The organism is Flavobacterium sp. (genome assembly GCF_043756175.1).
Lineage (GTDB): Bacteria > Bacteroidota > Bacteroidia > Flavobacteriales > Flavobacteriaceae > Flavobacterium.
In genome coordinates, this window is the sequence record NZ_JAYURN010000148.1 from 1 (window position 1) to 26,872 (window position 26,872).

General features: G+C 31.9%; 24 protein-coding genes. 10 read left to right on the top strand and 14 right to left on the bottom strand.

What is annotated here, in order from left to right; all coding sequences use genetic code 11:
- Positions 1-113: 113 nt before the first annotated feature.
- The 5 genes from ACH2BP_RS11720 to prfA form a co-directional block, all read right to left on the bottom strand.
- Positions 114-899 carry an alpha/beta fold hydrolase gene (locus tag ACH2BP_RS11720; protein WP_395060116.1) on the bottom strand — a complete coding sequence of 262 codons (786 nt, stop codon included), beginning with the start codon at positions 897-899 and terminating at the stop codon, positions 114-116.
- A gap of 56 nt (positions 900-955) precedes the next feature.
- A complete protein-coding gene (locus tag ACH2BP_RS11725; protein ID WP_395060118.1) occupies positions 956-1,750 on the bottom strand; it encodes an ABC transporter substrate-binding protein in 795 nt (264 codons plus the stop codon).
- Complete coding sequence (pyrF, locus tag ACH2BP_RS11730) at positions 1,750-2,577, bottom strand: orotidine-5'-phosphate decarboxylase (protein WP_395060120.1); 828 nt, start codon at positions 2,575-2,577, stop codon at positions 1,750-1,752. The genes ACH2BP_RS11725 and pyrF overlap by 1 nt, the downstream gene beginning before the upstream one ends.
- A gap of 78 nt (positions 2,578-2,655) precedes the next feature.
- Complete coding sequence (locus ACH2BP_RS11735; protein WP_395060123.1) at positions 2,656-4,788, bottom strand: DUF5723 family protein; 2,133 nt, start codon at positions 4,786-4,788, stop codon at positions 2,656-2,658.
- 128 nt (positions 4,789-4,916) lie between these two features.
- Positions 4,917-5,990: a peptide chain release factor 1 gene (gene prfA / locus ACH2BP_RS11740; RefSeq protein ID WP_395060125.1), complete on the bottom strand. Its 1,074-nt coding sequence runs from the start codon at positions 5,988-5,990 to the stop codon at positions 4,917-4,919.
- 206 nt (positions 5,991-6,196) lie between these two features.
- On the opposite strand from prfA, the gene ACH2BP_RS11745 reads away from it, so the two are divergent.
- The gene (locus ACH2BP_RS11745) at positions 6,197-6,685 is read left to right on the top strand and encodes a DUF6265 family protein (RefSeq protein WP_395060127.1); all 489 of its coding nucleotides are present in this window, start codon (positions 6,197-6,199) and stop codon (positions 6,683-6,685) included.
- Here the strand turns inward: ACH2BP_RS11745 and ACH2BP_RS11750 are convergent.
- Both ACH2BP_RS11750 and ACH2BP_RS11755 read right to left on the bottom strand, forming a co-directional pair.
- On the bottom strand, positions 6,680-8,086 hold the full coding sequence (locus tag ACH2BP_RS11750; protein WP_395060129.1) for a di-heme oxidoredictase family protein: 1,407 nt from the start codon (positions 8,084-8,086) through the stop codon (positions 6,680-6,682). The genes ACH2BP_RS11745 and ACH2BP_RS11750 overlap by 6 nt on opposite strands.
- Before the next feature lie 65 nt (positions 8,087-8,151).
- Positions 8,152-9,327 carry an imelysin family protein gene (locus ACH2BP_RS11755; protein ID WP_395060131.1) on the bottom strand — a complete coding sequence of 392 codons (1,176 nt, stop codon included), beginning with the start codon at positions 9,325-9,327 and terminating at the stop codon, positions 8,152-8,154.
- A 279-nt stretch (positions 9,328-9,606) separates the two neighbouring features.
- On the opposite strand from ACH2BP_RS11755, the gene ACH2BP_RS11760 reads away from it, so the two are divergent.
- From ACH2BP_RS11760 to ACH2BP_RS11775, 4 genes are all read left to right on the top strand, one after another.
- Positions 9,607-10,824, top strand: a complete 1,218-nt coding sequence (locus tag ACH2BP_RS11760) for a DUF4856 domain-containing protein (protein WP_395060133.1) — start codon at positions 9,607-9,609, stop codon at positions 10,822-10,824.
- Between the two features lie 88 nt (positions 10,825-10,912).
- Positions 10,913-12,028 (top strand): imelysin family protein, encoded by a 1,116-nt coding sequence (locus ACH2BP_RS11765; protein WP_395060135.1) that lies wholly within the window; start codon positions 10,913-10,915, stop codon positions 12,026-12,028.
- Positions 12,029-12,031: 3 nt separating this feature from the next.
- Entirely contained in the window at positions 12,032-13,399 is a 1,368-nt protein-coding gene (locus ACH2BP_RS11770) for an HTTM domain-containing protein (protein ID WP_395060137.1), read from the top strand.
- On the top strand, positions 13,380-15,815 hold the full coding sequence (locus ACH2BP_RS11775; protein WP_395060139.1) for a TonB-dependent receptor domain-containing protein: 2,436 nt from the start codon (positions 13,380-13,382) through the stop codon (positions 15,813-15,815). The genes ACH2BP_RS11770 and ACH2BP_RS11775 overlap by 20 nt, the downstream gene beginning before the upstream one ends.
- A gap of 68 nt (positions 15,816-15,883) precedes the next feature.
- Here the strand turns inward: ACH2BP_RS11775 and ACH2BP_RS11780 are convergent, their stop codons facing one another.
- Complete coding sequence (locus tag ACH2BP_RS11780) at positions 15,884-17,344, bottom strand: aminoacyl-histidine dipeptidase (RefSeq protein ID WP_395060141.1); 1,461 nt, start codon at positions 17,342-17,344, stop codon at positions 15,884-15,886.
- Between the two features lie 98 nt (positions 17,345-17,442).
- Between ACH2BP_RS11780 and ACH2BP_RS11785 the strand changes: the two genes are divergently transcribed.
- Entirely contained in the window at positions 17,443-18,495 is a 1,053-nt protein-coding gene (locus ACH2BP_RS11785; RefSeq protein ID WP_395060143.1) for a DUF3810 domain-containing protein, read from the top strand.
- A gap of 50 nt (positions 18,496-18,545) precedes the next feature.
- On the opposite strand, the gene ACH2BP_RS11790 is transcribed toward ACH2BP_RS11785, so the two are convergent.
- Complete coding sequence (locus ACH2BP_RS11790; protein WP_395060145.1) at positions 18,546-18,824, bottom strand: hypothetical protein; 279 nt, start codon at positions 18,822-18,824, stop codon at positions 18,546-18,548.
- A 105-nt stretch (positions 18,825-18,929) separates the two neighbouring features.
- The gene (locus ACH2BP_RS11795) at positions 18,930-20,234 is read right to left on the bottom strand and encodes an NAD(P)/FAD-dependent oxidoreductase (protein ID WP_395060147.1); all 1,305 of its coding nucleotides are present in this window, start codon (positions 20,232-20,234) and stop codon (positions 18,930-18,932) included.
- A gap of 198 nt (positions 20,235-20,432) precedes the next feature.
- On the opposite strand from ACH2BP_RS11795, the gene ACH2BP_RS11800 reads away from it, so the two are divergent.
- Positions 20,433-20,927 carry an RNA polymerase sigma factor gene (locus ACH2BP_RS11800; RefSeq protein WP_395060149.1) on the top strand — a complete coding sequence of 165 codons (495 nt, stop codon included), beginning with the start codon at positions 20,433-20,435 and terminating at the stop codon, positions 20,925-20,927.
- Positions 20,928-20,940: 13 nt separating this feature from the next.
- Complete coding sequence (locus ACH2BP_RS11805; RefSeq protein WP_395060151.1) at positions 20,941-21,591, top strand: hypothetical protein; 651 nt, start codon at positions 20,941-20,943, stop codon at positions 21,589-21,591.
- Between the two features lie 4 nt (positions 21,592-21,595).
- Here the strand turns inward: ACH2BP_RS11805 and ACH2BP_RS11810 are convergent, their stop codons facing one another.
- Both ACH2BP_RS11810 and ACH2BP_RS11815 read right to left on the bottom strand, forming a co-directional pair.
- Entirely contained in the window at positions 21,596-22,411 is an 816-nt protein-coding gene (locus tag ACH2BP_RS11810; protein ID WP_395060153.1) for a lysophospholipid acyltransferase family protein, read from the bottom strand.
- A 45-nt stretch (positions 22,412-22,456) separates the two neighbouring features.
- Entirely contained in the window at positions 22,457-23,095 is a 639-nt protein-coding gene (locus tag ACH2BP_RS11815; RefSeq protein WP_395060155.1) for an NUDIX hydrolase, read from the bottom strand.
- Between the two features lie 102 nt (positions 23,096-23,197).
- On the opposite strand from ACH2BP_RS11815, the gene ACH2BP_RS11820 reads away from it, so the two are divergent.
- Entirely contained in the window at positions 23,198-23,629 is a 432-nt protein-coding gene (locus tag ACH2BP_RS11820; RefSeq protein ID WP_395060157.1) for a DUF4268 domain-containing protein, read from the top strand.
- Between the two features lie 166 nt (positions 23,630-23,795).
- Here ACH2BP_RS11820 and ACH2BP_RS11825 read toward each other — a convergent pair whose 3' ends face one another.
- The gene (locus ACH2BP_RS11825) at positions 23,796-24,503 is read right to left on the bottom strand and encodes a DUF4197 domain-containing protein (protein WP_395060159.1); all 708 of its coding nucleotides are present in this window, start codon (positions 24,501-24,503) and stop codon (positions 23,796-23,798) included.
- Between the two features lie 12 nt (positions 24,504-24,515).
- Complete coding sequence (locus ACH2BP_RS11830; RefSeq protein WP_395060161.1) at positions 24,516-25,238, bottom strand: DUF4197 domain-containing protein; 723 nt, start codon at positions 25,236-25,238, stop codon at positions 24,516-24,518.
- 378 nt (positions 25,239-25,616) lie between these two features.
- On the opposite strand from ACH2BP_RS11830, the gene ACH2BP_RS11835 reads away from it, so the two are divergent.
- Positions 25,617-26,872, top strand: a 1,256-nt coding sequence (locus tag ACH2BP_RS11835) for a cobalamin-dependent protein (RefSeq protein ID WP_395060163.1), incomplete at its 3' end; no start/stop codon positions are given.

Sequence of the window (26,872 nt, forward strand, 5' to 3'; positions counted from 1 at the left end):
CTAATTTTACACATTCGAGTTTAAATGTATAATCATATTTGACTTTTCTTTCCATAAAAATACCCCCAAATAGTGTCTAACTTTTTGGGGGCAGTCTAAATTAAGGAGTTTTTTTATTTTGTATCGTTTATAAATTTTATTACAGTATTATTAAAAACTAAAGGTTGCTCGACATTTACAACATGTCCGCATTGCTCAATAACAAATAATTTTGATGATTTATAGTGTTTTTCGACTACTTTACGAACCGAAGGCAAGAACATATAATCTTCTTCTCCCATTACATAAAGCGTAGGAATGTTTACTTCAACTTGGCGGAACCATTTAAGGACTGGGTTTATTTCGGCAGTTAGTTTAAACCAACGAATAAATTCTTTTTGGTATAATTTTTTAGCTTCATTTATAAACAACAAACGAGATTGTTTGTGGTTTTTGTTTGGCATAATAACAAAAGCAAAAAACTTGTATAATACCAAATAAGGAAGTACATATTTGAACATATTGCCCAAACGCATCAATATTTGAGAACGGAAGTTCATTTTGAGAATGGCACCGCCTAAAATCATACTTTTTATACGTTCTGGATGCATTTCTGCCAATTGTCTAATAACAATTGTACCTAAAGAAATACCTACAAAATGAGAGGTTTCAATTTTAAGATGATCGATAACTTCTAGCACATCGTTGGCAATAGATTGGAAAGTGTATTTTTTGTGAAAAGCTTTTTTTATTTGCTCATTAGAGCTTCCATGACCACGCAAGTCTAATAATAAAACATTATAATGCTTCTGAAAATCACGAATTTGCTTAAACCATATAGACGAACTTCCACCAGCGCCATGCACAAATGTAACCCACTGATTACTGTCTTTATTTTCGTAAATGGTATAGTTTATCAATTGCTATAAATTTAAGTAAAGATAATAGATGAAAAATAATAGACAAGAAAATTACGTTAAATCTTACTGTGTAAAATTTTGAAGTACTCAAAAGCCTTTAATAACCGGCTTCCGTACCAAGAAAACATTTCGCCATCTACAAATACGGTTTTGGCATGGTGTGTAAATCTTCCAATCTCGAAAGCGTCTTCTTCTTTAAAAGGAAATGGTTCTGATGAAAGAAAAACCAAATCTGGATCGCCGTCTAAACGTATTTTTTTGAGTTCTATTTCTGGGTAACGTTCCTCTTTGTCATAAATGTTTTCAAAATTATTTAATTTTAATAATTCATTGATGAAATTATCTGAACCAGCCACCATATATGGGTTTTTCCAAATAAAATAGGCTGCTTTTTGTGTGGGTTTGTCTTTTATGAATTTTTTAAATTGAATTAAAGCAAAACCTAACTTATCATTTATTTTTTGTGATTCTGTACGACAATTAAACAGTTGACCGAAATCTGAAATCATCTGAAAATTATCTTCTATTGTGATAATATTAGTAACCCAAACAGTGCAAATTTTTCTTAATTCTTCAACTATTTCTAACGTGTTTTCTTCTTTGTTGCAAATAACAATATCAGGATTTAAGGCTCTAATTTTATCATAATTCACTTTTTTTGTACCACCAACAATTTTTTTTGTCGATTTAAGATGATACGGATGCACACAAAATTTTGTGATTCCAACAAGGTTTTCTTCCAAACCCAAATCATATAATAATTCGGTTTGAGAAGGAACTAATGAAATGATTCTTTTTGGAGAATTTTCGAAAGTATGGATATTTCCGAGTTGGTCTGTAAAATATTTCATTAAACCTGAAACTTTAAACTAATTATTTCTTCCATTTCCGCTTGTATTTTCAGAGCTTCTTCTCTCGCTTTTTCGGCAAAATCTAATCCTTTGGAAGCATAAATAATGCCGCGAGAAGAATTTATAAGCAATCCAATATTGTCATTCATTCCGTATTTGCAAACTTCAGATAAATTTCCGCCTTGAGCTCCAACTCCAGGAACAAGTAAGAAACTATCGGGTACAATTTTTCTAATTTCGGTAAAATATTCTGCTTTGGTTGCACCCACAACGTACATTAAGTTTTGGCTGTTTTTCCAAGTTTTTGAAGTCTTTAAAACTTGTTTGTATAATTCATCACCATTTGCATTTAATGTCTGAAAATCGAAAGCACCTTCGTTAGATGTTAAGGCCAACATAATGGTATGTTTGTCATTAAAAGCTAAAAATGGTTCTACTGAATCTTTTCCCATATATGGCGCAACGGTTACAGAATCGAAGTTTAAATCTTCAAAAAAAGCTTTGGCATACATTGTAGATGTATTTCCGATATCACCACGTTTTGCATCGGCAATGGTGAAAATTTCGGGATGCTTTTCATTGATATAATTGATGCTTTTTTGTAAGGCTTGCCAACCTTTTATGCCGTAAGCTTCGTAAAATGCAGTGTTGGGTTTATAGGAAACGCACAAATCATGAGTAGCATCGATAATGGCTTTATTGAATTCGAAAATAGGATCTTCGAGTTCGAGTAAATGTTGTGGAATTTTAGTTAAATTGACATCTAAACCTATACAAAGAAAGGATTTTTTGATTCTGATTTGGTAAATAAGTTGTTGTGTTGTCATTTTGTTGTGTTGTGGTGCAAATTTATAAAAAAAATCCCCCGAAAAGTATTCGGAGGATTTTTAAAATTTTGTTTTTTATTATTTAGTCAATTTAACTTCGACTCTTCTGTTTAAAGTTTTACCAACTTTAGTTTTATTTGAAGCAATTGGTTTAGATTCTCCGAAACCAACCGAAACTAATCTGCTAGAGTCGATACCATTTTCAATCAAATAGGTTTTAACGGCTGCTGCTCTGTTTTCTGATAAAGTTTGATTTGCCAATGTAGCACCATCGCTATCCGTATGTCCTTCTAATGAGAAGTTAGACGATGGATATTCTTTTAAAATCGCTGTTATAGATTGTAAAATTGGATAGGTTTGCTGTTGGAAAGTAGATTTTGCCGAATTAAACAAAATAGTTTTAGCATAATCGTTTAGTTTTTTCATAACTGCTTCACTTATCTCGGGACAACCATTATTTGCTATGGTTCCTTTTACAGCAGGACATTTGTCATCTTTATCTAGGATACTATCTTCGTCAGTATCTAACCAAGGACAACCAGAATTATCTTTTTCTCCGGCAACTGTAGGACATTTGTCATCTTTATCTATAGAGCCATCTTTGTCTGTGTCTAACCAAGGACAACCAAAATTATCTTTTTCTCCAGCAACTGTAGGGCATTTATCATCTTTATCTAAAGTGCCATCTTTGTCTGTATCTTCATATGGGCAACCATTGTTTTGAACAGGTCCAGCAATAGTTGGGCATTTATCATCTTTGTCTAAAACAGTATCATTGTCTGTATCTTTCCATGGACATCCTTTGTTTTCTATTGGACCAGCAATTTCAGGACAATCATCAAATTTGTCTAGAATTCCGTCGTTGTCTTTGTCCTTTTTCTTCCCTTGATATATAGGGATTTTAAGACCTAAATGAACATCTAACCCTTTCGATTCGTCAGAAATTAAGTTTGATATTGCAGATCCTGATCCTACAAATAAAGGGCCAGCTCGGAAACCAAAACCAGCTCTAAAATCGCTGTATTGCATATAGCTTAGTGGTACATAAAAACTAAACCATTTTACTTCATATCTCGGTGTAAGTGAAACTGAATTTTCTATTGAATTTGAGTTTAATGCTGTTTTGCTTGTTAAACTCATATCGGAGTTTAAGTTTAAATAGAATTTCTTATAAAAATTCCAATCTATATTTGTGTGTATAGCTGTTGGTAAGCTTGTTTTCTTTGCATCAGAGTATGTGGTCGGAAAAGTATTTAAATAATCGGTACTGCTTAAATTTTCGTATTGTGCTTCCGTTCTAGTCCCGTTTAAATCGTGAGTTCTTTGCGTTGCATCTTTGTACGTGATTGAACCAATATCGGTTAAAGATAATCCAAATCTCACTTTGTATTTATTTAGCTCTTTATCATCAGCCGAAAAATTAGCGTAATTTGGTCTGTATTCGTAAACAAAACCTAAATCTGCTCCAAAACCATTAGAGTTTTGATTAAATTCATAATCATCATTTTCAAATTCTTGACTTCCACCATAAGTTAAATTACCTGTTGTTGTAATAGTATTAAGAGTTGGGTTGGTTGAATTATTATCATAGTCAACTGATACGTTATTGGCTTTTATATAAGCATTTCCAATACCTTGCAGGTATTTTAAAGATAAACCTCCTTTTAGAAAATGTTGGTTTTTATTTAAAATGACAGCAGCATAAGAAAGACCTAATTCTCCCCATGCGTTTCCTACCATAGAAAAATTTTGTGAATTTATAGTGTAATCTTGTGAAGCATCAAAATCATTACTTAATTTATTAAACAAGTCACCATCGATATTTCTAACATTTACAATAGATCTTGCTCTTGTAATAACAGCCAATGAATGTTTAGGAGCAATGTTAAACATAAATGATGGTCCCATAATATCAGCATTTAATATAAAATTATTGCTATTTGATGGGAATTTTTTAGATTGTAATTCGAAATCATAATCTCCACCTTTCATAATGTCAGATATACTAAATCCGTAATAATCATTACCTACACCTACGCTAAAATAGGCTAAATTTATATCGGTCTTAAAACGAGAATCTGCAATAGATGCAGGATTGTATAAGACACTTTGCACTCCAGCATAATTATCGTAATAATAGCCTAGATAAGACTGAGCTTTTGTAGTTAACACCGAAGTTAATGCAAATAGAAGGATGATTTTTTTCTTCATAATTAAGTTAGTTTGGTAGTTTGTGTTTTCTAAAAAAAAATTAAAGTTATTATAATTTAGCCACTAATTCATGAATTTTTAAATTTAATTTGTGAATTAGTGGCTAATGAAATTTTAGTAATTTGTCTTTAAAAAATATCAGATTCTTTCAATTTTTCCATATTGTTAACCAATTGAAGTTCGTCGACAAATTTTTGAATTTTTCCGTTCATAACGCCATCCATATCAAAAACGTCTAACCCAATTCTGTGATCGGTTACACGTCCTTGAGAATAATTATAAGTACGAATTTTTGCAGATCGATCACCAGAGCTTACTTGTGAAGTACGTTTTGTAGCATCTTCAGCTTGTTTTTTTGCTAATTCTTGTTCGTACAAACGAGAACGTAAAACACCTAATGCCTTATCTTTATTTTTATGTTGTGATTTCTGATCCTGACATTGCGCTACCAATCCTGACGGAATATGCGTAAGACGAACGGCAGATTTTGTAGTATTTACAGATTGTCCACCAGGTCCAGAAGAACAGAAAAAATCGACACGAACATCATTCATATCAATTTGAACATCAAACTCTTCCGCTTCTGGCAATACCATTACTGTAGCTGCTGATGTGTGTACACGACCTTGAGTTTCTGTTTGTGGAACACGTTGTACGCGATGTACACCTGCTTCAAACTTCAAGGTTCCGTAAACATCTTCTCCAGTAACTTCAAAAATAACCTCTTTAAATCCACCTGAAGTTCCTTCGTTCATATCTACAACCGAAGTTCTCCAACCTCTGTTCTCGCAATATTTTGTGTACATACGAAACAAATCTCCTGCAAAAATAGAGGCTTCATCACCACCAGTTCCTGCACGAACCTCGACCATCACATTTTTAGAATCTTCAGGATCTTTAGGGATCAACAAAAATTTTATTTCTTCCTCAAGTTCTGGTAATCTGTCCTTGGCTTCGTCGAGTTGCATTTTTGCCATTTCGGTCATATCTGCATCGCTTCCGTCGGCAATTATTTCGTTTGCTTCGTCTATATTTGCCATCAAAAGGACATATTCGTCACGTTTTTCAGCAAGAGCTTTTAGCCCTTTATATTCTTGATTAAGTGCTACATATCGCTTTTGGTCGGCAATTACGTCTGGCTGAATAATCAAATCCGATATTTCGTCAAACTTTTGTTTGATAATTTGTAATCTATCTAACATTTTCTTTTCCTTTATTTGGAGTGCAAAATTACAAAAAAGATTGTAAATTGTAATTTTTAAATTTTAGATTTTTTATTAGGAGCTATTTCCAGCTGTACACTCTATCTTTTTTCCCGCAAAAAAGCGGGAAAAAAGGATGCCGTTTCCATCTGGGCTAGAATCAATATTATTTTATAATTTTACATTCTAATAAAATTCAAATAATTATGAAAAAAATATTTTTAATATTAGTGTTAGCTTTAGTATTTATAGATTGTAAAAAAGAAACTAAAGAAATAAATAAATCTTATGCACAACTAGAAAAAGCTAATTGGTTTATAGGAGAATGGGGAAATTCAACAAAGGAAAGCGATTTTACTGAAATTTGGACAAAAAGTACCGATAGTTCTTTTGTTGGCGAAAGCTTTATTATTGTAGCAAAAGACACCGTTTTTCATGAAAATGTCATTTTAGAACAAAGAAACGATAGCTTGTTTTATACTGTTTCTGTAAAAAATCAAACTAATGAAAATCCGGTTTCTTTTTTTCTTACAAAATCTTCAGAAAAGGAATTGGTCTTCGAAAACCCAAAACACGATTTCCCTAACAAAATTACTTACAAACAAATAACAAAAGACAGTTTGGTTGCTGAAATCTCAGGAAATCAAAACGGGAAACCGTCAAAAGAGTTATTTCCAATGAAAAAAAAATTATAAAGAATTAATAAAACTCAATAAATCATTTCTATCTTTAGTTGATAATTGCTTAAACTTTAATTTTGAATTTTGTGCCTCGCCACCGTGCCATAAAATAGCTTCGGTGACATTTCTTGCTCTACCATCGTGTAGTAAATTAGTGTGTCCGTTTACTGTATTAATCAATCCAATTCCCCAAAGTGGCTGTGTTCTCCATTCGTTTCCATTTGCAAGAAAATCTGGTGCATTGTCCGATAATTCATTCCCCATATCATGCAAAAGCATATCGGTATAAGGTCTAATTATCTGGTTTCTTAATGCTGCAATTGAATAGGTATTTCCTGTTTGCATTTTTGGAATATGACAACTAGCACATTGAATGTCATTAAATATTTTCTTCCCTTTTAATACATTTTGATCTGAAACATTTCGTCTGGCTGGAACAGCTAATGAACTTGAATACAATACAATCTTATCTAAATTTGAATTCGATATTTCAGGACTTCCACCATTTGGAATCGTACTTAAATCGACACTTGGAGGAGCATTTTCGTTTGGAAAAATACTGGTTGTAATTCCCATATCGCCTAAAAAAGCACCTGCGACTTGCTGACGTATGCTGGGCTGATTGGCTTTCCAACCAAAACGACCTAACTTTTGAGAATTACTTTCTACGTCATAAACATAATTGGCTTTACCAGAAATTCCATTGCTATTATTGGCAGCTATAAATCCAAGAATAGTAGATTCCGATACCGCTTCAAGTAAACCCAAACCAATCATCTGATTGGCTATTCTTGGAGAAACTAAAATACCACCTGCTAAAGCACCGTAACCTAAATTATTTATTTGATAGATTGGTTTTTGAAGCTCGATAACAGTTCCATCTGCCAGAGTTTCGGTAAGGATTTGATAGGTAATATTGTATTTTCCTTTTATAGTTTGTCCTAATATGGCATTGTCTTGCAATTGTCCTCCATAAATAGGGTCAGAAAATGAACTTCCATTAGCATGACTTCCAGGCAAACTAAACCTTAAAAGTAAACCACGACCCAACTCACCATCGAAAGCTGGCGGACGACCACGACCGTCCTTAAAATGACAACTTGCACAGGCATTTGCATTAAAAAAAGGTCCCAAACCATCACGAGCAGTTGTAGATGCGGGTGCCGAAACCCAACTTTGTCTAAAAAAAGAATTCCCTATCCCAAAAGCAGTTTGCTCCTCTTGGGTTAATTTTGAGGCAAAAAAACCAAAGGCTTCTTGCGTAGCGTTGAACACCGTTGCTTCGCCTCCTGAATATTCCTCACGCTCTTCCGCAGCTAGCGGTTGTTCGACAGGAATATTTTGATAATCATCGTCTTCACAACTAATAAGTTGCAAAGAAAAAAGTACTAGAAAAAGTTTGTACAAAAATTTCATAATGTAAAAATAGAAAAAGTGTTCTTAATAAAAAGAACACTTTGGTTAATTTGTTTTAGAAACTATTAGTTTACAATAATCCCAATTTTAGTAGCTCCGTTCAAAAGATTAGCACCTAAATTTTTAAATTGTAGCGCGGCTACTTTTACTTTACTACCTTCGGTACTAGTTGCTCCTCCAGAAATAGCCAAATCGAAAGGATTTAATATTGCATTTGCTTTAGTTAATGATAATGTTATTGAGGCATTAGTATCTGTATTATCTTGAACATTTGCTTGATTTACCAAATCTTCAAGTGATGCGCCATCAATAGTTCCATATTTTCCTTGGTAAACATTTACGACTCCTTGCAAATTCAATACAATATCTCTGTGGGTATTGTCACTAAAACAAGAATGTTCGTCTTCTTGATCTGCATTTCCAAGAGCAACTTCCATACGCTCAACAGGCAATTCTGCTGAAATTAATGTAGTTATACCTAAGTACATATTTTTGATAGCAACATCCTCAGCCAAGGCTAAAAAGGTAGCTCGATAAACACCACCAACTTTCCATTGATTTACTAAATATTGTAAATTATCAGTTAACAAATCGGCACATGCGGTAAGGTATACCGTTCTTCTTCCTTGGTTTGCTTCCGTTCCTCCAGTTACAAGATAGTCTGTATAAGGTCTTTGTCCAGCTTTATTTACAGATGGAGCCGTTAAGTCTTGCCCCCAAAGCAGGAACTCTATGGCATGGTAACCAACACTTATATTTTTTTCGCCTCCTTGTTCGTTTAATCCTTCTAGAACAGATTTGCTGATTGTAGGAAACCCAGCTACATTATTAATTATTCCAGCCGTTGGAGCACCATTTACATAATCCACATAATTTTCATCAAGAGGCCAAGCATTTAGCAAGCCCTCTGGACCTGTAGCATTGTCAATAGGGCCGTTTGCGAAACGAAAAGCTTCGGTTGTACCATAACTTTCTCTGGCTAGTTTCCATTTTGCTTTTGCATTATCAAAATTTGCTTGGTTTGGTGTTGTTGTAAAAGTGGTGATAGCGGTTTCTAAAATTACAGCGTCGTCATACGCTTTTTGATAATTAGCAGCAGCAATATTTGCATAATTTTCTATAGCTTGTCGTTTAGTTACAGCGTTATCAATTGGTGTTACAGTCGTGTCATCATTATTACACGAAATAACTATTGTTGTGGTAACTATAAATACTATTGTTTTAAAGAATAGACTCTTCATCTTGTTTTTATTTAGAATGATTAAATTTAATTCAAATATATAATGTTAATTTTAAAACGCAAAAACTATTTAGAACAATTTTAAATAATTATAAATTATTGAATATAAATGAACAAAAAAAGCAGTTAATTGAACCTAAATAACGTTTTACAACAAAATAAAAAAGAACAAAGGTTAAATTTTAAAATTATTTGTATTTATTCTAAATAAAATACAAATTATCAAAAACTTGTTTTATATTTGCAAAAATTATTTTTATTCAATCTAAATAAAACAACTATGAATTTCAAAAGTCTAGTATTAGCATCATTAACAATTTTATTAGTTTCGTCTTGTTCTAATGACGATAATATAGTTACACCTATTGTAACTCCGCCAACATTTAATTATACTGTTCCAACAACGTATACATTTGATAGAAACGCTACAACATCAGTAGATTTTTCTGGACAATCTACCAGAATATTGATGCTTGACGAAATGAGTAGTTATGTAAAAACTCAAGCTACCACAAGTCTTGTAGTTGATAATACCAAGTTACAATCGATGTATTCAAACACTAACAATCAATTTACAAATGCAGTTTTAAATACATCTGGAAAACAGATAAAAGACAAAACTGCAGCTTCTAAGGATTATTTTAATTTGTTTTTAGGTGGTGGTTCTGTAACTGAACAAAGTAATGTTAGAACATTTTTTGAATCTACTTTTGTAGATACAAATACTGCAAGTCAAGGAGCATTAGCAGCTAATGGAATAGCTGGAAAATATGGCACTGGTTCATCTACAATATATTTCTCAGGAAATGGTTTAGAACCAATTCAAGTTTTCTTAAAAGGAACTATTGGCGCTACAATTTTAGATCAAGTGGTAAATAACTACTTGAGTTTTAACAAACTTGATGAAAGTACAAACAGAGAAAACAATACCAATAAAGTTCTTGACGGAACTACAAACTACACGAAAATGGAACACACTTGGGACGAAGCCTATGGTTATGTTTTTGGAGCAACTGGCGATAAATTCTTATCTGAATATATTACTAAGGTAAACGCTGATGTTGATTTTAACACTGTAAAAGAAGACATTTCATTAGCTTTCAGAAAAGGTCGTGCAGCCATTGTAGCAAATGATTATGTTACTAGAGATGCTCAAATAGATATTATTAAACAAAAATTAGCTGTAGTTGTTGCTGTTCGTTCTGTATTTTATATGCAAGTTGGAAAAGGAAAATTAGTTACTGATTCTGGCGCAGCCGCTTTTCACGATTTGTCGGAAGGTTATGGTTTTATAATGTCGTTACGTTACACTAACAAACCTGGAACCAATAATCCGTATTTCACAAAATCTGAAGTTGATACTATGCTAGCTTCTATGACAAGTGGTACAAATGGACTTTGGGCTATTGATACTCTTGGCGCAAAATTAGATGCTATTTCAATCCAAATTGCAAATAAATTTGGTTTTACTGTAGCACAAGCTGCGGTTGTAAATTAAAAAAAATAACATTTGTTTAATTACATTTATTTAGAATAAATATAGATAAACAAAAAACCTTTTGTACTTTTGTAAAAAAAATTTCCAAATGAAAAAAATAATTCTACTTTTTGTTTTGCTAATTCTAGGTTATGCATGTTCTGAAAACGAAGACAATCCTGCAATTCCATTAAATAATTACGATAGAACGGCACTTTTAACCAATTGGGCTAACAATATTATTGTTCCGAGTTATGTAAATTATCAAGCAAAAGTACAAGTATTAGTTACGGATATAAACAGTTTCAATGCAACACCATCGGTTACAAATTTACAAACTGTTAGAGCTTCATGGTTAGAATCTTACAAAGCGTATCAATATATTTCAATGTACAATTTTGGAAAAGCAGAAGAAGTTTATATTAAAGAATCATCAAATACTTATCCAACAAATGTAGCAGGAATTGAAACTAATATCAGTTCTGGAAGTTATAATTTAACATTACTATCTCAATTTGACAAACAAGGTTTTCCTGCTTTAGATTATTTGTTACATGGTTTAGGAACAAATGATGCTTCGATAGTTGGATTTTATGATACGAATATAAATGCAACAAACTACAAACAATATTTACTAGCTGTTGCCAATAGATTAAAAACCAATGCAGATGCTATAGTAACCGATTGGAATTCAAGTTTTAAAGCTAGCTACATTGCTAACAACGGAACTTCTGTAACTAGTTCGGTAAACAAAACAACCAATAATTTTGTAAAAAATTTGGAGAAAGACATTCGAACTGGCAAATTAGGAATTCCTGCTGGTGTTTTTTCTAGCGGCGTTAAATTTCCTGAAAAAGTAGAAGGATTTTATAAAAATGATATTTCAAAAATACTATTAAACGAAGCTGTAAAAGCGAGTCAAGATTTTTTTAATGGTAAACATTTTGGTTCTGCAACTACAGGAGAAGGGTTAAAATCGTATTTAGATTTTTTAAATTCAGTTCGTAATAATCAGAGATTAAGTGATATTATTAACAATCAATTCACTCCTATTTATACCAATAATAATGCATTAAATAATAGTTTTTCAACACAAGTAAATACAGATAATTCTAAAATGCTTGCTGCTTACGATGCATTGCAACAAAATGTAATTTATACCAAATTAGATATGATGCAAGCCTTAAACATTTCTATTGATTATGTAGATGGTGATGGCGATTAATAAATGAATTTTAGTCTAAAAACATATTTGAATTCTTATTCAGAAACTACAACGCTAGCATTTTTTAGGCTAGCGTTTGGTTTTATGATGTTTTTTAGTCTAATTCGTTTTGCTAGTTACAACTGGATTGAAGAATTTTATATCAAACCTCAATTTCATTTTACGTATTACGGTTTTGGTTGGGTAAAACCAATAGGAAATTATATTTATTTAATATTTATAATCGCAGGAATTGCAGCTTTATTTGTAGCAATTGGCTACAAATACAGAATGGCAATTATTACTTTTTTCCTAAGTTTCACTTATATCGAATTGATTGATAAAACGACATATCTCAATCATTATTATTTTGTTTCCATAATAAGTTTTGTATTAATTTTTCTACCAGCAAACGCTTCATTTTCTATTGATGCTTTTAGAAATTCTAAAATTTCATTTCAAAGAATCCCAAAATGGACTATTGATATTCTTAAACTTTTATTAGGAATCGTATATTTTTACGCAGGTTTAGCAAAACTCAATTCCGATTGGTTGTTCAGTGCAATGCCACTCAAAATTTGGCTGCCCAACAACTCCAATTTACCTATTATTGGTTCTTTATTGAATGAAAATTGGGTACATTATGCTTTTTCTTGGACAGGAATGATTTACGATTTGAGTATTGTGTTTTTGTTATTGTACAAACGTACACGAATTTTCGCCTTCATAATGGTTATTATTTTTCACGTTTTGACACGAATTTTATTTCCTATCGGCGTTTTTCCTTATATCATGATTATTAGTACTTTGATATTTTTTGATGCTAATTTCCATAAAAAATGTTTAGCCTATTTTTCAAAATTATTTTCAATTAATGCGAATTTATTCGAAAACGAAAAAACAAAAATCCAAGATTATACTTTTAAAAACAAATTAAAAATAACTTTTATCAGTTTATTTATTGCGTTTCAATTATTATTTCCTTTTCGCTATTTCTTATACAAAGATGAACTTTTTTGGACCGAAGAAGGCTTTCGTTTTTCTTGGCGCGTTATGATTATGGAAAAAGCCGGTTACACACAATTTATTGTAAAAGATAAAATTAACAAAAAAGAAATAAGAATCAATAACAGTCACTTTCTAACGACTTTTCAAGAAAAACAAATGTCGTTTCAACCTGATTTTATTTTAGAATATGCGCACTATCTTTGCGATTATTATAAAAAACAAGGCATTCAAAATCCCGAAGTTTATGTAGAAAGTTATGTCGCACTAAACGGTCGATTGAGCCAAAAATACATAGACCCAAAAATAAATCTTGCCAACGAATATGAATCTTTCCAACCCAAAAATTGGATTTTACCTTTTAACGATGAAATTATCGGATTTTAAATTTATAGTATTTATACTTTTCAGCTTCAACTGTTTTTCTCAAAATACAATTTCGGGAACAGTCACTTCGTCATCTGGAGCAAAGTTATCATTTGTAGAAATTTATAATAAAACTACAGCGACAAAATCCTTTTCAGATAAAAATGGAATGTTTACTGTTGAAGTTGAAAAATCAGGAAATTATGATTTTACCTTTTACAAAGAAAATTATATGTTAATTGACACTGAAATTTCAACATTAGAAACCAACAAAATAATTGTTTTAGAAAAAATAAATAACCTTTCGGAAGTTGTTGTAAAAAATCAAAAAGAGAAAATTTTTGCTCTCAATAAATTGCGAGATATTGAAGAAACTGCGATTTATGCGGGCAAAAAAACGGAAGTCATTTCGATTGAAAAACTCACCGTAAATAAAGCAACGAATAATGCTAGACAAATTTTTGCACAAGTTGTAGGTTTAACTATCAACGAAAGTTCCGATGGCGGATTGCAACTCAGCATTGGTGGTCGCGGGCTAGATCCAAACCGAACTTCAAATTTTAATACGCGCCAAAACGATTATGATATTTCTGCTGATGTTTTGGGTTATCCCGAAAGTTATTATGCAACACCAACCGAAGGTTTAGCAGAAATTCAAGTTGTTCGTGGCGCTGCATCATTACAATACGGAACACAGTTTGGCGGATTGGTCAATTTCAAAATCAAAAAACCAACTACAAAATCATTCGAAATTACCACTAGAAACACCGTCGGTTCCTATGGTTTATTTACAAATTTCACATCGTTATCAGGAACTAACGGCAAATTTAGTTATTATACTTTTTACAATTACAAGCAAGGTGATGGTTTTAGACCCAATTCTAACTTTGAAAGTAAAAATTATTTTGCCAACTTAAATTATCAATTTACATACAAAACCTCATTGCATTTTGATTACACCCATTTTAGTTATTTAGCCCAACAAGCTGGCGGTTTGACCGATGTCATGTTCAACGAAAATCCGCTACAAAGCAACCGAACAAGAAACTGGTTTGCTGTAGACTGGAATTTATTTGCTTTGAGATTGAAACATAAATTTAATCCTACTACAGATTTTTCATTGCAATTATTCGGATTAGACTCTTCAAGAAAAGCAGTTGGTTATCGTTCGAATCGTGTTTCAAATCCTGATATTTTAGGAACAGAAAGAGATTTAATAATTGGAAAATTCAAAAATTGGGGTGCTGAAGCTCGATTTTTAAAACGTTATAAAATCAAAAATAACACCAGTGCTTTTTTGATTGGTGCCAAATATTATCAATCTGATAATTCAGGAATTCAAGGACCAGGAAGCTCTGGTTCTGATGCTAATTTTAATTTGTCAACAAATGAATTTCCATTATACCAAAATCAATCCAATTATAAATATCCAAACTTAAACGTGGCTATTTTTGGGGAAAATATTTTCAAGATAACTCCAAAATTCTCCATTACTCCAGGATTCCGATTCGAAAAAATAAAAACACAGGCAAATGGTTTTTACAGAAAAATAAACCTTGATTTAGCAGGAAATGTAATTCTTGACGAGAATAAACCTGAAAATATTACAAAAGACAGAAAGCTATTATTACTTGGTGTTGGATTGAGTTACAAACCACAAAACCGAATAGAATTTTATGGTAATGTATCGCAAAATTATCGTTCTGTAACTTTTAACGATATTCGAACAGTCGCTCCAAGTCAAGTAATTGATAACAATATTTCAGACGAAAAAGGGTACACGTCAGATATTGGAATTCGTGGACAAATTACCGATAAAATAACATTCGATACTAATATTTTCGGATTGTATTACGACAATAAAATTGGAGAATTTGAAACCATAAACCCTAATGGTTCTGCTGCAATTGTTAGATTTCGAGGCAATATAGGAACCGCGGTAACGTATGGTTTTGAAACAATGTTAGACTGGAGTCTAAGCAAAACTTTTTTTGACACTAAGAAAAACCTTACTTGGAATATTTTTTCAAATATTGCCATTACAGAATCTGAATATCTAAAATCAGAAATACCCAATATTAAAGGTAAAAAAGTTGAATTTGTACCCTTGTATAACATAAAAGTTGGAACAGGAATTGGTTACAAAAATTTCATGTCCAGCATTCAAATGGCTTATGTTTCTTCGCAATTTACAGAAGCATATAATAATTTTACCGATAAAAACGATAATACTTATGGCATTTTCGGGCAAATTCCGACTTATTATGTTGCCGATTTTTCTTGTTCTTACAAATTCAAATACTTTAAAATAGAATCTGGAATAAATAATTTTACCAACAATAGTTATTTTACGAGACGTGCAACTGGCTATCCTGGTCCAGGAATTATTCCGTCGGATAACAGGACCTTTTATGCGACTTTAGAGTTTACTTTTTAGTATAAAAATTTAATCAAAAAAAACTTCATTTATTTCTAAATGAAGTTTCTTAAATATCAAATAATCTATTATTTCACAGGAATATTCTCCAAAATTTCCAATACAAATTTATAAAATTTCTGAGAAGATTTTATCGAAGCTCTTTCATCTGGAGAGTGTGCACCATGAATAGTTGGTCCAAAAGAAATCATATCCATATCTGGATAATTTGCACCTAGAATTCCACATTCTAAACCAGCATGGCAAGCCGCTACATTTGGTTTTTCGTTGTTTTGTTTTTCGTAAATTTTAACTAATAAATCAAGAATTTCTGAATTTACATTTGGTGTCCAACCTGGATAACTTCCAGAACATTCCACTTCGCAACCAAATAATTCGTAAGCGGAGCGCAAGGCATTAGCCAAATCAAATTTTGAACTTTCAACAGAAGAACGGGTTAAATTTTGAATCGTTATTTCACCGTCTTTTACAATCACACGTGCAATATTATTAGACGTTTCTACCAATCCTGGAATATCAGCACTCATTCTATAAACACCATTATGAGCAGCATAAATTGAACGAATTAAACCTTCCTGAACACCCAAATCCATTACTTTACTTGGCAAATCGGTTTTTACAATTTCGATAGTCAAGTTAGGTTCCATGGTTTTAAATTCGGATTTAATATCGCCAATAATTTCTTGCATGTCAAATACAAAAGCTTCGTCATACATGGCTGCGACAATCACTTTAGCATTGCTTTCACGTGGAATTGCATTACGCAAACTTCCTCCGTTTATTTCGGCAACTTGTAAACCAAAATTTTCAAATCCGTCAAATAACAAACGGTTCATGATTTTGTTTGCATTACCCAAACCTTTGTGAATATCCATTCCCGAATGACCACCATTCAAACCTTTTACTGTAATTAGATATCCTACAGAACCTTCAGGAATTTCTTCTTCGTTATAACTTCTTGTTGCTGTAACATCAATTCCACCAGCACAACCAATTCCGATTTCGTCATCTTCTTCGGTATCCATATTCAAAAGAATATCACCACGAAGAATACCACCTTTTAGGTTTAAAGCACCTGTCATTCCAGTTTCTTCATCAATAGTAAACAAAGCTTCAATCGCTGGATGTTTGATAGTTTTGCTTTCTAAAATTGCCATAATCATAGCAACTCCAAGACCATTATCTGCACCAAGAGTAGTTCCGCGAGCACGAACCCAGTCGCCATCTACATACATGTCAATTCCTTGCTTGTCGAAATCGAAAATAGTATCACCATTTTTTTGGTGAACCATATCTAAATGTCCTTGCAAAACCAAAGCTTTTCGGTTTTCCATTCCTGCAGTTGCTGGCTTGCGGATAATTACGTTACGAATATCGTCTTCAAAAGTTTCTAGACCTAAACTGTTTCCGAATTCTTTCATAAATTCGATTACTCTGTCTTCTTTTTTAGAAGGACGTGGTACTGCATTTAAGTCTGCAAATTTGTTCCAAAGATCTTTTGGTTCAAGGTTTCTTATTTCTTGGCTCATTATTTTGTTAGTTTCAAAGTTTCAAAGGCGTAAAGTTACAAAGTTTATTTTCTTTGTAAATTGATTTGTGATTATATTTACGTTTTTAAAACATTTTTGTGAACAGAAAATATATACTTCCAATACTTCTATTAATTCAAATTATTGGATTGAAATTGCTTGCTTTTTTTCCAGAATTTATGGAAACAAATTACAGTAATGGAATTTATCCTATAATTTCAATGTTCTCTAGAATTTGTTTAGGCTGGATTCCTTTTTCGTTTGGAGATATTTTGTACGGAATTTTAATTATTTGGACGATTTGTTGGTTTTACAAAAACCGAAAAGAGAATTGGAAAAATAAAATTTTATCCGTTTTAGGATTTATCTCGGTTGCATATTTTGTTTTTCATGTTTTATGGGCTTTCAATTATTATCGAGTACCACTTTTTGAAAAAATGAATATAAAAAGAGAATATTCAGATGAACAATTGCTAGGTTTTACTCAAAAATTAATAGTAAAAACCAACGAAATTCAATTTCAGATTACTAATGATACTTCAAAAAAAGTAACAACTATTTATACTCAAAATCAAATTTTTGACAAATCGATTGTTGCTTACGAGAAGTTGTCTGAAGAATATTCATTTTTTACTTATAGCTTTCCTAGTCAGAAGAAATCGTTGTTTAGTTATCCGTTAACTTACATGGGTTTTGGTGGTTATTTGAATCCGTTTACCAATGAAGCTCAAGTAAATGATATGATTCCAATGTATAATTTTCCAAGTACTGCTTGTCACGAAATGGCACACCAAATGGGTTATGCCAGCGAAAGTGAGTGTAATTTTATTAGTTTTTTGGCTTCTGCAAAAGAAGAAGATTTGTATTTTAAATATTCTGGTTACAGTTACGCTTTGCGTTATTGTTTGTTTAATTGGGAAGTTAGAAATCCTGAAATATTTGAAAAATTAGTAAAAACCATCAATCCTGGAGTTCTGAAAAACTACCAAGAAAGTCAAGATTTTTGGGAAAGCCACCAGACATTTATAGATACTGGATTTAAGATTTTTTATGACAATTTCTTAAAATTAAACCAACAAAAAGACGGGTTAGAAAGTTATAGTAAGTTTGTAGATTTGATGGTGAATTATTATGAGAAGAGAGAAATGTAAAGTTTTATTAAGATGCGTTATTTTAAAAATATTAAAAAGAAAGAATTAAATTAACTCATTTCCTTGCATTCTTTATCAAAAATACTATTGTAGATTTCGACTCTTTCATTAACATAAAAGTCAAAATTGATTTTATCGTTTCCTTCAAAATCAGAGTTTTGCTCACAATTTTCAACGAAACTTATTTTGAACTTTTTTTTCATTTCATCTAAACTTGTGAAGTTTGTAGCTAAGCGCAAAATTTCATCGTAATAGAATTTAGCTTTTTGAGCAATTACCATATAATCTAATTTTTTAAACTCTACTGCTTTTGGTAAGTTTGGTTCCATTTTTATTATTTATTTGTTATCAAATTCATTTTTTACGATACAAATATATGATAAATATTAAATTATATTTATTTTTTTAACATATTTATTGATTAAAATTTAAAATTAAACCTCGTCACTCGTAAAAGTCACAAAACTTTTCTTTTTGTAAGGTCTAATAATCAATCTTCCTTCACGATCAAAACGTATGTAATTGTAAACCCAATTTAGGAAAACAACAGCTCTATTCTTGAAGCCTATGAGAGAGAATAAATGCACAAACATCCAAACAAACCAAGCAAAAACACCACTAAAATGATATTTTGGCAAATCGACCACTGCTTTGTTACGACCAATAGTTGCCATACTGCCTTTGTCGTTATATTCAAAGGGTTTTAAAGGCTTTTTATCAATAAGTTTTATAAGGTTTTCTCCCAACAAATCACCTTGTTGTAAAGCAGGTTGTGCCATCATTGGGTGACCTTGCGGATATTTATCAGTTTCCATTGATGCGATATCGCCAATAGCAAATATATTATCGTAACCTAAAACTTGGTTGTATTGGTTTACACGAATGCGTTCTACTTTTTCTACTAATGATTTAGCATCAAGCCCAGCAATTGCAGCTCCTTGTACACCAGCAGTCCAAATTACAGTAGCAGTTTCGAAAGTAAGATTAGAATTGGTCGAAATCGTGCGTCCGTCATAATTAGTTACTCGAACATTTTTCCAGATTTTGACACCCAGACTTAATAAAAATTCTTCGGCAGCTTTCGATGATTTTTCGCTCATCGTATTTAGGATTCTGTCGCCACTTTGTACCAGATTGATTTCCATTTTTGAAACATCTAAATCTGGGTAATCTTTTTGAAGAATGGCTTTTTTCATTTCTGCTAATGCTCCTGCAAGTTCAACTCCTGTTGGTCCTGCACCAACTAATACAAAATTTATTAAGCTGTTTTTGTCAGCCACATCTTTTGTTAGAACTGCTTGTTCGAAATTTTCGAGAATTAAACTTCTAATATTGAGAGATTGCGGAATGGTTTTCATTGCCATCGAGTTGCGTTCAATCTCTTTGTTACCAAAATAATTGGTTTTACTTCCTGTTGCAATTACTAGGTAATCGTAATGCAGTTCGCCTATTTCGGAAATTATTTTTTTGTGTTGGGTATCAATTTCTTTGACAGAAGTTAATCGGAAATAAAAATCTTTATATTCCTGAATGACTTTGCGAATAGGGTAGGCGATAGAACCTGCTTCGAGTCCGCCAGTAGCAACTTGATATAGTAATGGCTGAAAAGTATGGTAATTGTGTTTGTCTAATAAGACAACTTGAACGTTTTTGTTTCTTAATTTTTTTGCGATGGCAATACCTGCAAATCCGCCACCGATAATGACAACTCTTGGATTATTTGATTGTGGAATATTCATTTTAAGGCGCTAAGGTTCTTAGGTGCTAAGATACAAAGTTAAAATTCAATGACAATTACAATATCAAAATTCAATCTCAATTAAATATAAATGAAAAGCAATTACATTATATATATTGATTTTTGATATTGCCATTGCTTTTTGAGATTGAGATTGATATTTTTGTAACAAACTTACTATTAATACTACTAACCTAATATGAGTAATGCACTAGAGCAGTCGTTTGTTACACAACTAAAGGAAAATCAGAATATAATTCACAAAATTTGTCGGTTATATACTAAAGATGATGATGCACATAAAGATTTGTTTCAGGAAATTACGATTCAGTTATGGAAGGCTTTTCCTAAGTTTCGTGGTGATTCTAAGTTTTCTACGTGGGCATATCGTGTAGCTCTAAATACTGCAATTACTTTATACAGAAAAATCACCAAAACAGTAAATACAATCGAGTTTGAAACTGGCAAGCATTTTGTATTACAAGAAGAGTATAATTACGAAGAAGAGGAACATTTGAAATTGTTGTATAAAGCAGTTCAACAATTAAATGATATAGAGAAAGCTTTGGTTTTTATGTATCTTGAAGATAAAGATTATACCGAAATATCGGAAACATTAGGAATTAGCGAAGTAAATGCTAGAGTTAAAATGAACCGAATTAAAGGAAAATTGAAAAAAATTATTAATCCGTAAGGAAAAGGAATATATGAAAGAGTTGGATTTACTAAAAAAAGATTGGAATAAAAATGATAATTACCCGAAGTTTTCGGAACAGGAAATTTATGCGATGTTGCATAAAAATTCTTCTTCGACTGTAAAATGGATTTTTATAATTAGCATTTTAGAACTCAGTTTTGGGTTGGTTTTAGGGATTATTTTGTCATTTACGAAATTTGATATCGAAAATACAGAATTCTTAAAAAGCATAGGTATTTATAATTATTATGAAGCTTTTGTAGGTGTATTATATGTTGTTGTTGTTTATTTTATTATCAGATTTTATTTGATGTACAAAAAAGTTTCGACTACTGACAATACCAAGCAATTAATGAATAATATTCTAAAAGCACGAAAAACAGTTCAGAATTATATATTATTTAATCTGATTGCTTTTGCTGTTGGGTTTATACCGTTTTTCTCTTACGTTTTGAAAATTAGTGTAGATAAAGCATCATTAGAAAACACAGGGAAATTAGCCGAAATTTCGACAAGAAGTTATATTCTAACGTTTTTACTAATCATTGTAATTACAGGAATTCTTACTGCAGCATTTTGGTTTGTATACAAACTTTTGTACGGATTTTTATTAAAAAAACTAAAAAATAACTATAAAGAATTAAAGAAAATTGATCTTTAAAAATCTAATATTGCCACTGACGCAATTTGTCTAATTCTGCTTGTTCTTCGATTTCTTCGACCGGAATTACTTTTAGGAAAGATGTGTGTTGCTCGATAGCATATTCTACTTTTTCGACAATTTCTTCAATCGTATCGTTGTCGTAATCAATAGCTAACGGCTCTTTGATGGTAAATGTTTGTAGGATTCCTTTCTTTTTCATTCGCAATCCTTTTTTGTCGAAAGAACGTCGAAAACCGTCAATAACAATAGGCACAACAATAGGTCTGTGTTGTTTTATAATATGAGCAGTTCCTTTGCGAACAGGCTTAAATGATTTTGTGGTTCCTTGCGGGAAAGTAATTACCCAACCATCTGCCAAAGCGATTTTTATATTTTCGGTATCGTTAGGATTTACATCTTTTTTTTCGGTATCGTTTACATCTTTACCGCCTGCACGCCAAGTTCTTTCTACGGAAATTGCACCAGCGTATGCTAATATTCTTGGTAATATACCAGATTGCATAGTTTCTTTTGCTGCAACATAATAAATATTTAATTTGGGTTGCCAGATATAACCTAAGTTTTTAATATTATCCTGACGTCCACTTAAACTAGCATTAAAAACATGAAACATAGCTACAACATCAGCAAAATAAGTCTGATGGTTCGATATAAATAAAACATTTGTATCGGGCAAAGCCTTAATGATTTCCGAACCTTCTATTTGCAATTCGTTAAAACCTCTATAACGACGGTGAGTAATGGCAGCAAAAATTCGGATTAACCATTTTTTCAGAAAAAGTATATGTCCAAAAGGATTCCTCTTAAATAATCCCATAATTTTATAAAAAAAGTGAACTACAAATTTACGAAAACTATTAAGTTATGATACTTTTTTTAGAATTTCTTTCAACTCGCTCATCATCATAGCAGTAGCTCCCCAAACCAAATGCTCATTTATCTGAAAAGCGGGAACTTGTATGTTTGAAGCATAGGAAGTCGACATATTTACGGTAATAACTATCTTTTCGTCAAGAAACTGATATAAAGGCAATTCGATAACTTCATCGACTTCATCAGGGCTTAAAGTAAACGAAAGTTCTTCTTCAGAAAAACCTAAAAACGGGGAAACAAGAAAATTACTCGGCGGAATATAAACTTCAGTAAAGGCTTTAATTACAGTTATTTTTTTTGCAGCAATCCCAATTTCTTCATGTGTCTCACGTAATGCAGTTTCGGAAAGTGATAAATCAAAATCTTCGACTTTACCACCAGGAAATGCAATTTGTGATGCATGAATTCCTGGATAAGAATTTCTAACTATTAATGCCAAATGAGTTATACTGTTTTTAGGATATAAAAGCATCAAAACCGCTGCTTTCTTGGGAATAATTTGCGAAAAATCTTGGTTGTTTAATAATTCTATTCTTTCTGGCGGAATCATTTTTGCATGCGCAATAGTCGCTGGTAGCGATTCTTTTGCTATTTTTGGCACATATTTTAAAAAATCTGAAAATTCCATTTTTAAATTTTTAAAAAGAAATTAATTTACGGGTTTAGAAAAAACACAATTATAAAGATAGCTTAAATAATTCAAGTTCCAAATTCTTACAATATTTAAATCATGTATACCAAAGAAGAAGCCCAAAGATTAAAACGAGAATTCTGGATTTCATTTGCCGAGAAATATCCAAGAAAATGGATTTTATACGATACAAAAATTAAAGATTTTTCCTTTAAATTTTTTGTAGATAATAAGAAAGCACAAGTTCTTATTGATATAGAAATGCGTGATGCCGATAAGAGAAAATCTTATTTCGAAAAATTAGAATCATTAAAAACTATTCTTGAAGAAGAATACATCAAAGATTTGGTTTTCGAAAACAAATATACGCTCGAAAGCGAAAAAACCATCAGCCGTATTTGGGTCGAAAAACTCGAAGTTAGCGTAAGTAATAGACAATATTGGGACGAAATATTCGATTTTTTTAACGAAAAAATGAACAAGTTAGAGCAGTTTTATCTTGAATACGAAGGTTTTATTAAGGATGTTTGAAACAAAAAAATCAGCACCTAAATGCTGATTTTCTTATAAACTAACCAAACCAAACAAAATTCTATGAATTCTTATACAAAGAACGGAATTCTTTTTATAATTTAACGTTAAAACAATGTTATTTTATCATTAAGGCGTTAAAAAACAGAATTTTACCTAATAGGAATTATTTTTTATCTTGCATTGCAAAAACATTCTTTAATAAATTAGAAGTTCTAGCATTTATATTGGTTCTAATCTCTTTTTCTTCGACAGCAATCATTTTGAAAACACCATTCATCGCTTGGTTTGTAACATAATCGGTCAAATCAGGATTTACTTTTTTAACCAACGGAATACTATTATATTTCGTAATTATGTTTGCCCAAATTTTGTCAGCACCTACTTTTGCAAAAGAACTCTTAATTACAGGATTAAACTTTCCGTATAATGCAGTCGATGTCGAACCTTGTAAATAAGTTGTTGCAGCACTTTCGTTTCCCATCAAAATATTTTTTGCATCGGTAAAACTCATTCCAGTTACAGCATCAACAAAAATTGGAGTCGCTTCTTTTACGGCATCTTCGGCAGTACGATTTATAGCTTTTAATCCTTCGTCAGCTAAGCTACTTAAACCAATTTTACGTAATCCTGAATCTACTTTTTTCAATTCTTCAGGCAACAAAATTTTTACCGCTTCGTTTTTAAAAAAACCATCGGTAGCAGTCAATTTTGTTACTTGTTTTGATATTCCGTTGTTTAGTGCTTCTTTCAAACCACTAGCAATGTCTACATTTCCTTGCTCTAAAATTCCAGGCAGTTGATTAGCAACTTGTTGTAATTCAGCACAGCCAAAAAATGGTAATAAGGCTATTAATAAAACTGTTTTTTTCATAATTAGATGATTTTATTTTTTGTCTTGCATAGCAAAAACTTGCTGTAGTAAATTAGAAGTTCTTGAGTTTAGGTTGGTTCTTATGTTTTTTTCTTCCACAGTAATCATCTTAAAAACTCCTTCTAAAGCTTTGTTTGTAACATAATCAGTAATGTCTGGATTTACTTTATTAACTAAAGGGATGGCATTGTATTTTGTAATTATATTAGACCAAATCACATCGGCACCTACTTTTCCAATAGATTGCTTTACAACAGGACTAAATTTTGTATATAAATCTTTAGTAGTAGCGTTTTGCAGATAAGCAGTTGCGGCATTTTCCTTACCCATCAAAATATTTTTAGCATCACTAAAATTTATATTTTTTATTGCCGAAACAAAAATAGGAGTAGATTCTTTTACAGCATCTTCTGCTGCACGATTCAAAGCTCTAATTCCATCATCAGCCAAACTGCTCATGCCTAATTTTCTTAAAGTTTTATCTACTTTTTGCAATTCAGCTGGCATCATTATTTTTACCGCTTCATTTTTGTAAAAACCATCTAGAGCAGTTAGTTTAGAGACCTGATCTGTAACGCCTTTATTCAGCGCTTCCTTCAAACCAGCAGCAATATCTATCCCAGAATTGGTTTTAGTAATAGTAGATATTTTACTTTGTCCTTTTTTTATCAAGTCTTTGAGTTGCGCATTACCAATCATCGGAATGAAAATAGCCAATAAAAATATTTTTTTCATAAGTAAATGTATTTTCAAATTCATAAACAAAAATAGAGCCAATATTTTATTTAGAAGCAGAAACTTTACGATTTCTTTCAACTTTTGTCCCGCTATACGTTACAATCTTTTTATTATTTGTTCTTCGACAAGCTCAGAATGACAAATTATAAAAAGGATTTTCACTACTATCGGGGCTAAATAGGAAGATTATTTTATCCTATCAAAATTTTTTAACGTAGTTACTAAAACGAATTATATTCCTTAAATGGTTCAAATTTCAACCATTTCTTTTGTGCCTTTTGTGTTAAAAACAACTAAATTCAATTTTATCATTGACTTAAACAAATTCAACAAAAATAATGTAAATTTGCTACTCAAAAATATCAAATCCTCAAAATGGAAGCACAAATACCTTATATTCCAATAAATAAAGTACGAATAGTAACTGCAGCAGCACTTTTCGACGGTCACGATGCAGCAATAAATATCATGAGAAGAATAATCCAGTCTACAGGAGTAGAGGTTATTCATCTTGGTCACGATCGTAGCGTCGAAGAAGTAGTAAATACAGCAATACAAGAAGATGCCAATGCGATTGCTATTACCTCATATCAAGGTGGACATAATGAGTATTTTAAGTTCATGTACGATTTACTTAAGGAAAAAGGAGCAGGTCATATTAAGATATTTGGTGGCGGTGGCGGTGTTATTTTGCCAAGCGAAATTGCCGATTTACAAGACTACGGAATCACACGTATTTATGCGCCAGATGATGGTCGTGCCATGGGATTGCAAGGTATGATAAACGATTTAGTACAACGTTCCGATTTTCCTGTTGGCGACAAACTAAACGGAGAATTATCGCATATCGAAGAAAAAAATCCAACTGCAATTGCTCGTTTAATCTCTGCTGCCGAAAATTTCCCAGAAATAGCTAAGCCTTATTTTGATAAAATTCACAAACAAAACGAAACCTCAAAAATCCCAGTTTTAGGAATTACAGGAACTGGTGGTTCGGGAAAATCATCTTTGGTAGATGAATTAGTTCGTCGTTTCTTAATCGATTTCCCAGAAAAAACCATCGGATTAATTTCTGTCGATCCATCAAAACGTAAAACAGGAGGAGCATTGTTAGGAGATAGAATTCGTATGAATGCTATTAACAATCCTAGAGTGTATATGAGATCGTTGGCAACTCGTCAATCAAATTTGGCATTGTCTAAATATGTTGCCGAAGCGATTCAAGTATTAAAAGCAGCAAAATATGATATTATAATCCTAGAGACTTCTGGAATTGGACAATCTGATACCGAAATCATGGACCATTCTGATGTTTCATTATACGTAATGACTCCAGAATTTGGAGCTGCAACTCAGTTGGAAAAAATCGATATGTTAGATTTTGCCGATCTGGTAGCTTTAAATAAATTTGACAAACGTGGGGCTTTAGATGCCATTCGCGATGTCAAAAAACAATACCAACGCAATCATAATCTTTGGGACGTTAATCCAGATGATATGCCAGTTTTCGGGACGATAGCTTCACAGTTTAACGATCCAGGAATGAATACGTTGTACAAATCGATAATGGATAAAATTGTCGAAAAAACAGATTCAGATTTAAAATCGACTTTCAAAATAACTCGTGAAAT